We start from the raw sequence: 13934 nt of genomic DNA, 5'->3' as shown, positions 1-13934 counted from the left end.
TGTTCTATTCGCTGCCCTTCGTCGTGCAACCCCTGCAGAACGCCTTCGAGGCCATCGGCCGCGCGCCGCTGGAGGCGGCGGCGACCCTGCGCGCCAATCCCTGGGACGCCTTCTTCACGGTGGTGCTGCCGCTGGCCAGACCCGGCTTCATGACCGCGGCCATCCTCGGTTTCGCCCACACCGTGGGCGAGTTCGGCGTGGTGCTGATGATCGGCGGCAATATTCCCGGCAAGACCCAGGTGGCCTCGGTGCAGATCTACAACCACGTGGAAACCCTGGAATACGCCCAGGCCCACTGGCTGGCCGGCGGCATGGTGCTGTTCTCCTTCATCGTATTGCTGGCGCTCTACTCGGGCCGCCGCGTCAGGCAGGGCTGGGCATGATCGAGCATCCGTTCGGCGACACGCCGATGACCCCGGCCGAGGCCACGCAGAAGCTGATCCGCGCCCGCTTCAAGATCGCGCGCCCGGGCTTTGCCCTGGATGTCGACCTGTGCCTGCCCGGCCGCGGCATCACCGCGCTGTTCGGCCATTCGGGCTCGGGCAAGACCAGCTGCCTGCGTTGCTTCGCCGGCCTGGACCAGGCGCCCGACGGCTACCTGCAAGTCAACGGCGAGCTGTGGCAGGACAGCGCGAACGGCCAGTTCGTTGCGCCGCACCGGCGTGCACTGGGTTACGTGTTCCAGGACGCCAACCTGTTCGCCCACCTGTCGGTGCGGCGCAACCTGGAGTTCGGCCACAAACGCATCCCCGCCCACAGCCGCCGGGTGCCGCTGGAGCAGGCGGTCGAACTGCTCGGCATCGGCCACCTGCTGCAACGCATGCCGGAGCACCTCTCCGGCGGCGAACGCCAGCGCGTGGCCATCGCCCGCGCCCTGCTGACCAGCCCGCGCCTGCTGCTGCTGGACGAACCGCTGGCCTCGCTCGACCTCAAGCGCAAGCTGGAGGTGCTGCCCTACCTGGAGCGCCTGCACGAGGAGCTGGACATCCCGATCCTCTACGTCAGCCATTCGCCCGACGAGGTGGCGCGCCTGGCCGATCACCTGGTGGTGCTGGAGGAAGGTCGGGTGCAGGCCAGCGGGCCGCTCAAGGAAACCCTGCTGAGGAGCGATCTGCCCTTCCTGTTCGAGGAGGATGCCGAGGCCGTGGTCGACGGCAGCGTCAGCCACTACGAGCCGGACTATCGACTGCTGAGCATTCGCCTGAGCGGCACCGACGCCCTGCTGCAGCTGACCCATGCACCCCTGCCTGCGGGCAAGCCGGTGCGGGTGAAAATCAAGGCGCGGGACGTCAGCCTGAGCCTGCAGCAGGCCGAGGGCACCAGCCTGCTCAACCTGCTGCCGGCGCGGGTCGAGCACTGGCTGGCGCTGGACAACCAGGCGCAGATGCTGGTCAGCCTGAAGGTCGGCGACGAGCGGATGATCGCCCGCATCACCCGCTACTCCTTCGACCGGCTGAACATCCATCAGCAGCAGGCACTGTGGGTGCAGGTCAAATCCGTCTCGCTGCTGGCGTCCGACTGAGCAATCAGTACCAAGCCGGCAATCCTTGCCGGCACATTACCGACGAAATCACTCTTTCGAGGCATGCCTGCAAACCGCAGGCGCAGTACCCTCTTGCGGTTGATCGATAGGCCCCACGGTCTCCGCATTGCTCAAAACAACAACAAGGAGCACCCCGGAATGCGCAACACGCCGTTCTTTCGTCACGTTTTCCTCTGCCTGGCCGGCACCCTCGCCTGCCTCGCGCCGCTGGCTTTCGCCGAGGCGATCAGCCTCCAGGAGCAGGTTCAGGTTCAGGCCAGCCGGGCGACCAGCAGCCTGATGCTGTTACGCGGAGAAGGTTTCCAAAAGAAACACCAGAACACCCTCGAAGCCGACCTGCAGGCCCTGGCCGGCGCGATACAAAGCCTGCCGCAAGGCAGCGATGCCCTGCGCAGTGCGCACCAGGAACTGGTGCTGCAGATCCGCCAAGGCGTGGCCTTTGGCCCGAACGAAGCCGACATGCCCTGGCGCTACCCGGAAGCACTGAGCAAGGCGCTGCTGGGCGTGCTGCAGGAGGCCCGTCAGCTGGCACCAGCAGGCGACAGCGAGCTGGCCGCCAAGCTCGAATACCTCTGCGTGCAGTACCTGAGCCGCTCCTATCTGGGCAATTTCGAAGTCCCCCGCGAACAGATCGACAGCTACCTCAGTCAGGACGAGCGCAAGCTGGTACCCGCCGTCGACGGCGAGCTGGCCACGCTGACTGCCCAGGCCGATCCCGAGTGGAGAAAGGTGACGGTTCGCTGGGAATACCTGAAAGCCGCACTCAGCGACCTGAACAGCCAGAGCAATACCCTGCAAAGCATCTCCGGCCGAGCCTTTGCGCCCATGACCGTATATCGCCACACCCGCTCGCTGAGCCAGCAGTGGATGGCGCTGCAGTAACTCGGCGCGACCGCGGCCGCAGGCGGGGTTTCGGCCGGCAGCGGAACAACCTCGAGTCTGGCTGGGCTGCAGCGGATCGCCGCCCGGCCCCTGCAGCGCTCCCCGAACGGAAGCGGCGAAAGCAGTGCTCAGAGGTTGTGAAAATATCGAGCGCCGTAGCGAGACCGTCTCCAGACGTTCGCAGCAAGGCGCGCTACGGGTGTCTGGAAGCAGCCGCAGTAGGCGAGCGTTTTTTCACAAGCGCTCAACCCTTCGTCTTCTTCTTCGCCCGGATACAGGTCGGCCCGGCACGCTGCACCACCGCCCGCTCGACCTCCTGGCGCAGGCCCAGCAGGAACGCCGCTTCGGCGGCGACGAACAGCGGGCCGATCAGCAGCCCCATGAGGTCATCGACGAACGCCGGCTTGCGCCCCTCGTAGTAATGGCCGACGAACTGGATGATCCAGCCGGCGACGAACAGCGCCAGGCCGCTGCCCAGCCACAGCGTCGTCGACTGCAGCGCCAGCAGCGCGCCCGCCCACAGGCAGAGCCACAGCAGCGCGGCCATCAGCAGGCCGAAACGCAGATCGAGACGCAGGTAGAACACGCCGGCCGCCAGCGCGACCAAGGTCGCCGGCGACAGCCACAGACCGGCCAGCTGCAGCCCTCGACGCGACAGCAACACGGCGACGGCCAGCACGATCAGCGGAATGCCGATGAAATGACTGCGGATATTGCGGCGGTCGCGGTGATAGGCGGCGTACTGGGCGAGGTGATCGACAAGGGTTTTCATTATGATGGGGCTCATGCAGGCAGGCCTGTGCATGGTGGCGCAGCCGCACCGGCGCACTCTGTCAGCTAACCGACAAACTCTGGAGAAGCGCATGCAAGACCCGCGCGCCTACCGTGCCTGCCTGCAGGGCGGACACTGGTTCGGCGCCCTGCCCGCGGCCCTGCAGGATGCGCTGCTCGCGGCGGCCCGGGTGCAACGACTGGACGCCGGACAGCGGCTGTTTCGCCGCGGCGATCCGCCCAGCGGGCTGTATGCGGTGGTCGAGGGCGCCATGCGCATCGGCGCGGTCAGTGCCCAGGGCAAGGAGGCGTTGCTGACCCTGATCGAAGCACCCTACTGGTTCGGCGAAGTCTCCCTGTTCGACGGCCAGCCGCGCACCCACGATGCCTTCGCCGAAGGCGCCAGCACCCTGCTGCTGGTGCCGCAGTCCGCCCTGCTCGAGCTGCTCGAACGCCAGCCGCAGTACTGGCGCGACTTCGCCCTGCTGATGAGCCAGAAACTACGCCTGGCGTTTATCGCCCTGGAACAGATGAGCCTGCTGCCCGCCGCCCCGCGCCTGGCCCGACGACTGCTGATGATCGCCGAGAACTACGGCGAGGGCGAATCGCGCCGGGTGATCCACCTGGCCCAGGAGCAACTGGCGCTGATGCTGGCGATCTCCCGGCAGACCACCAACCAGATCCTCAACGAGCTGCAGGCCCAGGGCATCCTGCGCCTGACCTATGGCGAGATCGAGATCCTCGACCTCGCCCGCCTGCGCCAGGCCGCCTCCCCGTAGGGTGCGCTGCGCGCACCACTCACTCGGACGACCAGGCACCCCAGCACCTTGGTGCGCAGGGCGCACCCCACCTGGCGAAGTCCAACGACAATCCCGCTTACCGCAATTTTTCCAGCATCTGGTAGTACCACATGCCCGCGGCCAGCATCGGGTTGCCGAGCATATCGCCCAGCGGCACCTTGATCTGCTTGCAGGCGGCGAAGGTGTCGAACTGCTCCAGGGTGCCGGTCAGGGCGCTGGCCATGATCTCGCCCATGATGTGGCTGGTGGCAATGCCGTGGCCGGAGTAGCCCTGGCAATACCAGACGTTGTCCGAGAGCTTGCCCAGCTGCGGGATGCGGTTGACCACGATGCCCATGGCGCAGCTCCACTGGAAGTCGATCGCCACCCCCTTGAGCTGCGGGAAGGTGCGCTCGATGCCGGGGCGCAGCTCGGCGGCGATGTCCCGCGAGTCGCGCCCCGAGTAGTTGCAGCCACCACCGAACAGCAGGCGTTTGTCGGCGGTCAGGCGGTAGTAGTCGAGGACGAAACGGCAGTCGTAGACGGCCAGGTCCTGCGGGTTGAGCTGCTCGGCCAGCTCGCCCAGCGGCGCGGTGGTGACGATGCCGCCCATGGCCGGGAAGATCAGGCCCTTGAGCCGTTTCGCCTCCAGCTTGTGGTAGACGTCGCCGGCCAGCAGCACCTGCTTGGCGTTGATCCGCCCTTCGGCGGTGACCACCGCCGGGTTGGCACCGTGGACGATCTCCAGCACCGGCGAGTGCTCGAAGATCAGCGCGCCCAGGCTCGCCGCGGCCCTGGCCTCACCGATGCACAGGTTGAGCGGGTGCAGGTGCAGGTTGCGGCTGTTCTTCAGCGCGCCGCAGTAGAGGTCGCTGGCCAGATGACTCTGCACGCCGGCGCGGTCGAGCAGGGTCACCTCGTCGCCCATGCCATGGCGCACGGCTTCGGCGTAGGACGCCTCCAGCTCCTGCAGATGCGCCGGCTTCATCGCCGCGTGCAGGTGGCCGCGCTTGAGGTCGCACGCGATGGCGTACTTGGCCACCCGCTGCTTGATGATGGCGTGGCCGCGCCAGCGCAGCTGCCAGATGAAGTCGTCCACCTCCTCGCCCAGGCGGCTGCGCATCTGCTTGCGCATGGCCGCGTCGCCCGACAGGCTGCCGGTGACCTGGCCGCCATTGCGCCCGGTGGCGCCCCAGCCGATCTTGTGGGCCTCGACGATGGCCACCTTGAGGCCGCGCTCGGCCAGTTCGACGGCGCTGGCGACCCCGGTGAAACCACCGCCGATGATCACCACATCGACGCTGATCTGGCCTTGCAGGGTCGGGTAATCGGTTTCCTCATTGAGGCTGGCGCTGTAGTAGGACGGGCAGCGTTCGGCTGCGGGAGTCACGGGTTGGGTGATGGCGTTCATTGCAGAATCCTCGCGGCGGTTGTCGCCGTAGGGTGCGCCGTGCGCACCAGAGATAAGGTCGGTGCGCACGGCGCACCCTACGAACGTCAGGCGTTGCTCAGGTACCAGCGCCAATCCTGCTCGCCGACCTCGGCCATGAACTGGCGGTACTCGGCGCGTTTGATCGCCAGGTACACCTTGAGAAACTCCTGACCCAGGGCTTCGCGCGCCCAGGTGGACCGCTCCAGCGCCTGGATCGAGGTCAGCCAGTCGGTGGGCAGCAGCTCCTTGGCCTGGGCATAGCCGTTGCCCTCGATCGGCGCGCCCGGATCGAGCCGCTCGCGGATGCCGCGATGGATACCGGCGAGGATCGCCGCGGCGGCCAGATAGGGGTTGGCATCGGCGCCGCAGATGCGGTGCTCGATATGCCGGGTATTGGCCGGCCCGCCGGGCACCCGCAGGCTCACGGTGCGGTTGTCCACGCCCCAGGTTGGCGCCAGCGGCGCGTAGCTGTTGGCCTGGAAACGCCGGTAGGAGTTGGCGTTGGGGCAGAACAGCAACAAGGAGTCGAGCAGGCTCGCCAGCATGCCCGCGACCGCCTGGCCCAACAGCGGCGTGCCGGCCGGCTGCTCGCTGGCGAACAGGTTGTGGCCCTGGGCATCGCTCAGGCTGACGTGCATGTGCATGCCGGTGCCGGCCAGGTGATCGAAGGGTTTGGCCATGAAGCAGGCCTGCATCCCGTGCCGGTGCGCCACGCCCTTGACCAGGCGCTTGTAGCGCACCGCCTGATCCATGGCCAGCAACGCATCGCCGTGCTCCAGGGTGATTTCCACCTGGCCCGGGGCGTATTCGGAAATCGCCGTGCGCGCCGGGATGTCTTGCGCCTTGCAGGCGGCGTAGAGGTCGGCGAGGACCGGCTCGATCTGCTCCAGCTCGCGCAGGCCATAGACCTGGGTGCTGCGCGGACGGCCGCCGTCACGGTCGAGCGCCGGCTGCGGGCGACCCTGGTGATCGCGCTGCTGGTCGAGCAGGTAGAACTCCAGTTCGCAGGCCATCACCGGGTGGTAACCCTCGGCCTTGAGCGCATCGATCACCCGGGTCAGCAGGTGCCGCGGGTCAGCGACGGTAGCCGGCATGCCTTCGCTTGGGTGCATGCTGACCTGCACCGCGGCGGTGGGGATCTGCCGCCAGGGCATGCGGCTCAGGCTGCCGGCCAGCGGGTAGGCGCGGCAGTCGATATCGCCAACCTCCCAGACCAGTCCGGTGTCCTCGACGTCATCGCCATTGATGCTCAGGCCGAGGATGGTACTCGGCAGCGGTCGACCGCTGGCGTAGACGGCGAGCAGCTCGTCGCGGTGCAGCAGTTTGCCGCGCGGCACGCCATTGGCGTCGAGGATGAACAGCTCGAACAGCTCGATATCGGGGTTTTGTGCCAGGAATTCCTGGGCATCTTGCACGGAGGCGAATGGCATGGGGCTCTCGTTAGCGCCAAGGGCGCACGTCCAACCTGCAACACCGCTAGGGTGGGCGGCAGGACACAATCATCGGAAGGGCCGCACGCGGGTGCAGCCGACTTATTCAGACTAGAACGAAAGCGCTATCCGGTGGGCGGGCATGACGGCAATGCCATAACGCCCAGAACGCGAGGGTTTGCGGCAGCAGGCAATTGCCTCGATCCGTTGCGCAGCCGTGCCGCTCACGCAGACGCGGGGCACACGGTGAGGCAAGGAACAACGGCGCGGAAGAACACATGGCCAGCAGGTTCACACAGGCTAAAGCATCGGTTAAATCTGATTTTTCACATGCTTGGTTGCTGTATGGCTAAACATTAGACCTAAAGGCCTGGTTTCAACGAGCGCGCAGGTTGGCCAGCACCCGCTCGGCATTCTCGGCGCACTGCATGCCCTCTGGTTTGCCCTCGATGGTGGCGATGATCGCCAGCAGCTGGGCCTTGTTCTGCACCAGGACCTGCTGCATGGCCTCGATCTCGCCGACCTTGCGCTGCAGGCTGGCCAGCAATTCATCATGGGCCCAGTCCTGCGAATCGGCTTTCGGCAGCAGGCGACGGATTTCCTCCAGGCTGAAGCCGGCCTGCTGCGCGCAGCCGATGATGCCCAGGGTCTGCAGCGCCTGCTCCGGGTAGCTGCGGTAGCCATTGGCCTGGCGCTGGGCGTTGATCAAGCCGCTGGCTTCATAGAAGCGGATGCGCGAGGGCGCGAGGCCGCTGCGCCTGGCCAGCTCACCAATCTTCATCATCTTCACTCCGGGCTCTTGACCTTAAAGTTGACTTTAACCTTAGCCTTGCTCCATCTGCCACCCCCGGAGTCCTCCATGAGCACCTTCGAAGCCCTGCATCTGCCCAACGGCAGTGTCATCCCCAATCGCATTGCCAAGGCGGCAATGGAAGAGAACCTGGCCGACCCGAATCAGGGCCCTTCCGCCGAGCTGCTGCGCCTGTATCGGGCCTGGGCCGAAGGTGGAGCCGGCTTGCTGCTGACCGGCAACGTGATGGTCGACCGCCGCGCCATGACCGGTCCGGGCGGCGTGGTCCTGGAAGATGAACGGCAGCTGGACAAGTTCCGCGAGTGGGCGCGCATTGGCCGGGCCAAGGGTGCGCAGATCTGGATGCAGATCAACCACCCCGGCCGGCAGATGCAGGCCAGCCTCGGCCAGCAGACCGTGGCACCCTCGGCCGTGGCGCTGGAGCTGGGTGGCCTGTCGAAGATGTTCCTGCTGCCCAAGGCGCTCCGCGATGAGGAAATCGGCGGATTGATTGAGCGCTTTGTCCGCACCGCGCAGCTGGCCGAACAGGCCGGTTTCAATGGTGTGCAGCTTCACGCGGCGCATGGCTATCTGCTCAGCCAGTTTCTCTCGCCGCTGAGCAATCAGCGCACAGACCGTTGGGGCGGTTCGCTGGAGAACCGGGCGCGCCTGCTGCTGGAGGTGGTCAAGGCGGTACGAGCGACGGTGGCCCCAGGCTTCAGTGTGGCGGTCAAGCTCAACTCGGCGGACTTCCAGCGCGGCGGTTTCGACGCGGCCGATGCCAAGCAGGTGGTGCAGTTGCTCAATGAGTTGGCGGTGGACCTGGTCGAGTTGTCGGGCGGCAGCTACGAAGCGCCGGCCATGCAGGGCGACGCCCGGGACGGCCGTACCTTGGCGCGCGAGGCGTATTTCCTCGAGTTCGCTGGCGAGATCGCCGCCGCGGCGAAGATGCCGATAATGCTCACCGGCGGCATTCGCCGCTTGCCGGTGGTCGAGCAGGTGCTGGCCAGCGGCGTGGCCATGGCCGGTATCGGCACGGCGCTGGCCATCGAGCCGCAGTTGCCGCGACGCTGGCAGGCAGGCGAAGCCGAGGCCCGCGCCGAGCTGCCGCCGATCCGCTGGAAGAACAAGGCATTCGCCTCGCTGGCCTATATGGCCACCGTGAAGTTCCAGCTGGGTCAGCTCAGCCGGGGCAAGCGCACCAATCCACAAGTATCGCCGCTGCGTGCGCTGCTGCTGGAGCAGCTGAAGGCGGCGCGGCGCACCCGACTGTACAAGCGTCTGATGGCGCGCAACGTGCCGCTCTAGGGCTCCGGCTTGTAGCCCAGGCGCAAGCCGCCCCAATGGCGACCCTGCACCCGAATGGGCACGGACAGGTCGTGCATCAGTTCGCCGGTATCGCGCATGTAGGTTTGCAGCAGCAAGCGCTGCTGATGGCTGCCGCAGCGGATGCCGGTGCGGTCGTTGAACAGGCGCTTGCTACGACTCTTCGCCGTGTCGCGCGCGCGGTCGCCGCTGGGCGGGTGATTGAAGGCGTTGTTGTGGGTCGGCACATAGCCTTCCGGGGTGCTGACGATGGCGAACACCAGCCCTTCGTGGCGCGCCAGCATCGGCTCCTGCAGAGCCGGCAAAACCTGATCGGCATAACTGTCGAAGCGGGTCTTGTACTTGGCCGGGAAGCTGCCGGGGATCGGCTGATAGTGACGATCGAACAGGTCGTCGAGGCCGACCCGACCAGCCTGGATATCGGCCTCGAACTGGGCGGCGATGCTCGCGGCGCCCTCGCGGGCGAGGTCATAGATGCGCTGGTGATAATCGTCCAGGCCCACTTCGGCGAGCTGTTCGCTGACGGTTTCCGCCTGGCCGACCAGCTGTCCGGCGGCCTCGCCCAGCTGGCGGGTCTGGGTCTCGCTGGCCCGCACGTCGCCGCGCAATTGCTCGACGGCGACGAACAGGCTGGCCAGGCGCTCGTGATTGCTCGCCGAACCGGCGCTGATCTGCGCCACCTGATCTTCCACATCCACGGCCAGGTCGGCGATGCCATGCAACTGCCCGCCGGTCTCTTCGATCTGCCGGGCGGCCTGATCCAGCTCGCTGGCCTGTTCCTGGATGTGCGCCACCACTGCCGAACTCTGCTGGCGGATATCGCTGACCATCTGGCCGACTTCTTCGGTGGCCGTGGCGGTGCGGGCGGCGAGGTTGCGCACCTCGTCGGCGACCACCGCGAAACCGCGACCCTGCTCACCGGCGCGCGCCGCTTCGATGGCGGCATTGAGGGCCAGCAGGTTGGTCTGGCTGGCGATCGACTGGATCACCTGGGTGACCTGTTCGATCTGTTCGGTACGGCTGCTCAGGCCGTCGATCAATTCGCGACTGGCCGCCGTCTGCGCGCTCAGGCGCTGCATGCGGGTAATCGCCTGGAGCAGCGCCTGCTGGCCGTCGGCACTGCTCTGGCGCACGGTCTGCGCAGATTTCAGGGTCTGTTCGGCACGCTGGGCGCTGTCCTCCTCGGTATGGGTGATGGCATTGGCGCCCTGGCTGATCTGCTCGACCGCGAGCAGCTGCGACTTCAGCTTATCGGCCAATTGCTGCACCGCATGCGCCACCTGGGCGGCGGCCAAGGCGTTATGGCAGGTGTGCTGGGACAGGCTTCGGCTCAATGTGGTGAAGTCGGCGCCCGCCGCACGGTTGACCGCTGCAGCGTGGTCGTCACCGCGCCGCCAGGGACCGAACCAGGGCCACAGGGCCAGCAACAGCAACAGGCCAATACTCAGGTAGCCGGGCAACTGGAATTGCCCAGCGGCAACAATCAAGGCGACCAGCCCGAGCACGTGCAATACGCAGGCGGTGGGAGAGCGGGTAACGGCAGAGCGCATGACGGACCTCATAGTTTTTTTCTGGCGAAACCAGGGTCAATGGCATCCTTACTCACGCAGCTCGCGCACCTGCTGCTCAAGCCGCTGAGCCGTGCGCGCAATGCAGGCGAATCGCTCGCCTATTCACTGAATCGGCAGGTGTTCGACTAACTGTAAGCAACCATCGGCCTACCCCGGCAACCACCCTGCACAGCGAGAAGTTGATTCGATCATTCAACGCCGGGTTAAGCCATGGCACTTTGGTAGCATATGGCTAGCCGGAAAGGCGATGGCGCTGGATAAAACCGTGGTCGAGGTAATCCTTCCAGCGGCCGAACAGCCGCCCGCCAGCGCTGTAGTCGCGCCAACTGAGCAAGGCGCCGCCATCGCCGGTGGCGAGCAGCGCCAGACTCTGCCGTTGTGCGCGATAGTTGCGCAGCGCCAAGCCCCGCAGCGCCGCGTTGAGATTGGCCGCCAGCACCGGTGCCTGGCGTACCGAATAGACCCCGCTCTTGCGCGCACCGGGCAGACTGGCGCAATCGCCGACAGCGAAGATGTGCGGGTGGGAAAGGCTTTGCAGGGTCGCCGCGATCTGCACGAAGCCCTCTGCATCGCAAGCCAAACCGCTCTGCGCCAGCCAGGGCAAGGCCTGCGCGCCACTGGCCAGGAGCAAACGCGGCCCCCGCCAGACCGGCGCCGCCCCGCTGATCAGGCAGTCGTCGTCGATGCGGCTGATCGGGCAGTCCTCGCGTACCCGCACACCGCGCTGGCGCAAAAGGCCGAGGGCGCGCATGCGCAGGCCGGCCGAATGCCCGGCCAGCAAGGGGCCACGGCAGAACAGCGCCAGCGCCGGCACCTGGTCGGCCAGGGCCAGGGCCAATTCGACCCCGGCCGCCCCCCCACCGAGAATTGCCATGGGCCGCGGATCCGCCTGCCAGTTCTGCCAACCGGCGAGAAAGTCGGCGAAGGGCTTGACCGCCAACACCCGCATGCCGGCCCCCTGCTGTGGCGGACAGGCCACCTGGCCGCCGACATTCAGCGACAGCCAATCGGCGCTCAGGCCACGGCCATCGCTCAGTCGCACCTGTTGCTGCACGGCAGACAGCGCCTCGGCCTCGCCGACAATCAGCTCGACCTTGGCCGCCCGGCACAGCGGCGCCAGTTCGATCCGGCAATCCGCCGCGACGTGGCGCCCGGCCAGCAGGCCCGGCAACATCCCGGAATACCATGCCTCGTGCCCGGCGCTGAGCAGGGCAATCCGCCCAGGCGGACGCTCGACCCGCGCCCAGCGGCGCAATACGCCCAGGTGGGCATGGCCGGCACCGATCAGGATTAAATCGTAGTGGCTCATGGCTGTTTGAGTCCGTCGCGGTAATGGCTGGGCGTCTGTCCGGTCCAGCGCTTGAAGGCGCGGCTGAAGCTGCTGGTGTCGGCGAAGCCGAGCAGATAGGCGATCTCGCTGATCGAACAGCGCGGGTCGCGCATGTGCTGCAGCGCCAGGTTGTGGCGGGTGTCGGCCAGCAGGCCCTCGTAGCTGCACTGCTCGTCGGCCAGATGGCGCTGCAGGCTGCGCAGGCTCAGGTGCAGGCTCTGCGCCACGCGTTCGGCCGAGGGCTCGCCGTCCGGCAGCTGCGCGGTCAGGCAGGCGCGCACCTTTTGCGCCCAGGTCGCCGCCTGCAGCTGGGCGAGGTTGCGCTCCAGCACCGCCTCGTTGAGTTCGGCCAGTTCCGGGTTGCCGTCGTCGAGGTGCTGCTCCAGCGCCGCGCGCGGGAAACGCAGCAAGTTCTCCGCCGCGGCGAAGTACAGCGGCGCGCGAAACACCGCATGCCAGGGCGCCGGGTCGGCCGGCTCGGGGCGCTCCAGGTACACCGCCAGCGGGGCGAACGCGCGGCCCAGGCGGCTGCGGCAGCTGCGCACGTAGATCGCCGCGAAGGCATCCAGCGCCTCGGGTGCCGGGGGCGGGCTATCGGCCGGCACGCGGAAGCGGAACTCGTAGCAGTCGGCGCTTTCGCGCAGTTCCAGCACCAGGGCGTCGCTGACCACCCGATGGTAGCGCTCGATGCGCTCGAACACCTCGCGCAGGCTGCTGCTGGCGTTCAGCGCATAACCGAGGGCGTGGAAGGTGGTGGCGCTGACGTACTGCGAGGTCTTCAAGCCCAGCGCCGGATCGCCGCTGGCCGCCACCGCCAGCTGCCACAGGCGCGTGGTGGCCGACAGCGGGCAGCGCGCATTGGGATCGTCGAGCAGGCGCGGGTCCAGCCCGGCCTGGCGGCACAGCGCGGCGCTGTCCAGGCCGAGGGCGTCGAGCTGCTTGCGCAGGGCGCGGGTCCAGCTGGCCAGGGTGGTGGGTTCGGCTGTCATGCAGGTTGGCGTGTCCGGTCAACAGGTTGGCGTTCAGGGTCAGGCAGCGGGCCGACTCTCGCGGCACAGTAGCAGCATGTTCAAGCAGAGGATGCAGGCATGTCCCTTTCTCCCACAAGTGTTGCCCAGATGAATGATCAACAGCGATCGGCGCATATTCGCCAACAGGTGATGGCCCATGGCGTCGAATTGCGCCAGCGTTTCCCCCTGCTCAAGCATCAGGATGCCCTCGGTGCCGGCATCCTGGCCTTGGCCCTGGCCGGCATGCTCGGCTCTGCGGCGCTGTATCTTGGCGGCCATCTGGCCTGGTGGGCCTGCCTGCTGCTGAATGCCTTCTTCGCCTCGCTGACCCACGAGCTGGAGCACGACCTGATCCACTCGATGTATTTCCGCAAGCGCCGGGTGCCACACAACCTGATGCTGGCGCTGGTCTGGCTGGCGCGCCCGAGCACCATCAACCCGTGGATCCGCCGTCACCTGCACCTCAACCACCACAAGGTTTCCGGCAGCGAGCAGGACCTGGAGGAGCGCGCCATCACCAACGGCGAACCCTGGGGTATCGCCCGTCTGCTGATGGTCGGCGACAACGTCATGGCCTCGCTGATCCGCACGCTGCGGGCGACGACCTGGGCGCACAAGCGCGCCATCCTGTGGCGCACCCTGCGCGTCTATGCACCGCTGGCGCTGCTCAACTGGGGCACCTGGTATGTGTTCCTCGGCTTCCACCTGATCGACTTCGTTGGCGGCGCCCTGGGCGCACCGATCGCCTGGTCGGCCAGCACCCTCGCGGCTATGCACATCGTCAATATCGCCGTGGTGGTGCTGGTCGGGCCCAACGTGCTGCGCACCTTCTGCCTGCACTTCGTCAGCTCCAACATGCACTACTACGGCGACGTCGAGCCGGGCAACGTGATCCAGCAGACCCAGGTGCTCAACCCCTGGTGGCTGTGGCCGCTGCAGGCCTTCTGCTTCAACTTCGGCAGCAGCCACGCGATCCACCACTTCGTGGTCAAGGAGCCCTTCTACATCCGCCAGCTCAGCGTGCCCTTCGCCCACCGGGTGATGCGCGAAGCAGGCGTGCGCTTCAACGA

General features: G+C 67.0%; 13 protein-coding genes. 6 read left to right on the top strand and 7 right to left on the bottom strand.

Going from position 1 to position 13934, the window contains the following annotated elements; genetic code table 11:
* The 3 genes from ABZE94_RS14410 to ABZE94_RS14400 form a co-directional block, all read left to right on the top strand.
* On the top strand, positions 1-383 hold a 383-nt coding region (locus ABZE94_RS14410; protein ID WP_372876198.1), incomplete at its 5' end, for a molybdate ABC transporter permease subunit.
* Entirely contained in the window at positions 380-1522 is a 1143-nt protein-coding gene (gene modC, locus ABZE94_RS14405; RefSeq protein WP_372876197.1) for a molybdenum ABC transporter ATP-binding protein, read from the top strand. The genes ABZE94_RS14410 and modC, both read left to right, overlap by 4 nt.
* 159 nt (positions 1523-1681) lie before the next feature.
* Positions 1682-2425: a hypothetical protein gene (locus tag ABZE94_RS14400; protein WP_372876196.1), complete on the top strand. Its 744-nt coding sequence runs from the start codon at positions 1682-1684 to the stop codon at positions 2423-2425.
* Between the two features lie 244 nt (positions 2426-2669).
* Here ABZE94_RS14400 and ABZE94_RS14395 read toward each other — a convergent pair whose 3' ends face one another.
* A complete protein-coding gene (locus tag ABZE94_RS14395) occupies positions 2670-3197 on the bottom strand; it encodes a DUF962 domain-containing protein (RefSeq protein ID WP_372876200.1) in 528 nt (175 codons plus the stop codon).
* Between the two features lie 91 nt (positions 3198-3288).
* On the opposite strand from ABZE94_RS14395, the gene ABZE94_RS14390 reads away from it, so the two are divergent.
* Positions 3289-3975 (top strand): Crp/Fnr family transcriptional regulator, encoded by a 687-nt coding sequence (locus ABZE94_RS14390; RefSeq protein ID WP_372876195.1) that lies wholly within the window; start codon positions 3289-3291, stop codon positions 3973-3975.
* Between the two features lie 97 nt (positions 3976-4072).
* Here ABZE94_RS14390 and ABZE94_RS14385 read toward each other — a convergent pair whose 3' ends face one another.
* The 3 genes from ABZE94_RS14385 to ABZE94_RS14375 all read right to left on the bottom strand — a co-directional run bounded on the left by ABZE94_RS14385 (position 4073) and on the right by ABZE94_RS14375 (position 7618).
* Positions 4073-5386: an NAD(P)/FAD-dependent oxidoreductase gene (locus ABZE94_RS14385; RefSeq protein WP_372876194.1), complete on the bottom strand. Its 1314-nt coding sequence runs from the start codon at positions 5384-5386 to the stop codon at positions 4073-4075.
* Between the two features lie 86 nt (positions 5387-5472).
* Positions 5473-6837: a glutamine synthetase family protein gene (locus ABZE94_RS14380; protein WP_372876193.1), complete on the bottom strand. Its 1365-nt coding sequence runs from the start codon at positions 6835-6837 to the stop codon at positions 5473-5475.
* Positions 6838-7213: 376 nt separating this feature from the next.
* The gene (locus ABZE94_RS14375; protein ID WP_372876199.1) at positions 7214-7618 is read right to left on the bottom strand and encodes a MerR family transcriptional regulator; all 405 of its coding nucleotides are present in this window, start codon (positions 7616-7618) and stop codon (positions 7214-7216) included.
* Between the two features lie 78 nt (positions 7619-7696).
* Between ABZE94_RS14375 and ABZE94_RS14370 the strand changes: the two genes are divergently transcribed.
* Positions 7697-8935, top strand: a complete 1239-nt coding sequence (locus ABZE94_RS14370; protein WP_372876192.1) for an NADH:flavin oxidoreductase/NADH oxidase family protein — start codon at positions 7697-7699, stop codon at positions 8933-8935.
* On the opposite strand, the gene ABZE94_RS14365 is transcribed toward ABZE94_RS14370, so the two are convergent.
* From ABZE94_RS14365 to ABZE94_RS14355, 3 genes are all read right to left on the bottom strand, one after another.
* Positions 8932-10503, bottom strand: a complete 1572-nt coding sequence (locus ABZE94_RS14365) for a methyl-accepting chemotaxis protein (protein WP_372876191.1) — start codon at positions 10501-10503, stop codon at positions 8932-8934. The two genes, ABZE94_RS14370 and ABZE94_RS14365, sit on opposite strands and share 4 nt — an antisense overlap.
* Before the next feature lie 253 nt (positions 10504-10756).
* Positions 10757-11833 carry an FAD-dependent oxidoreductase gene (locus ABZE94_RS14360; RefSeq protein ID WP_372876190.1) on the bottom strand — a complete coding sequence of 359 codons (1077 nt, stop codon included), beginning with the start codon at positions 11831-11833 and terminating at the stop codon, positions 10757-10759.
* Positions 11830-12843: an AraC family transcriptional regulator gene (locus ABZE94_RS14355; protein ID WP_372876189.1), complete on the bottom strand. Its 1014-nt coding sequence runs from the start codon at positions 12841-12843 to the stop codon at positions 11830-11832. The genes ABZE94_RS14360 and ABZE94_RS14355 overlap by 4 nt, the downstream gene beginning before the upstream one ends.
* Before the next feature lie 129 nt (positions 12844-12972).
* Here ABZE94_RS14355 and ABZE94_RS14350 point away from each other — a divergent pair.
* Positions 12973-13934, top strand: a 962-nt coding sequence (locus ABZE94_RS14350; RefSeq protein WP_372876188.1) for a fatty acid desaturase, incomplete at its 3' end; no start/stop codon positions are given.

It is taken from the genome of Pseudomonas sp., assembly GCF_041601375.1.
Classification (GTDB): Bacteria; Pseudomonadota; Gammaproteobacteria; order Pseudomonadales; family Pseudomonadaceae; genus Aquipseudomonas.
Note: the sequence above shows the minus strand (reverse complement) of the source record. Positions and strands in the feature narration are given on the sequence as shown.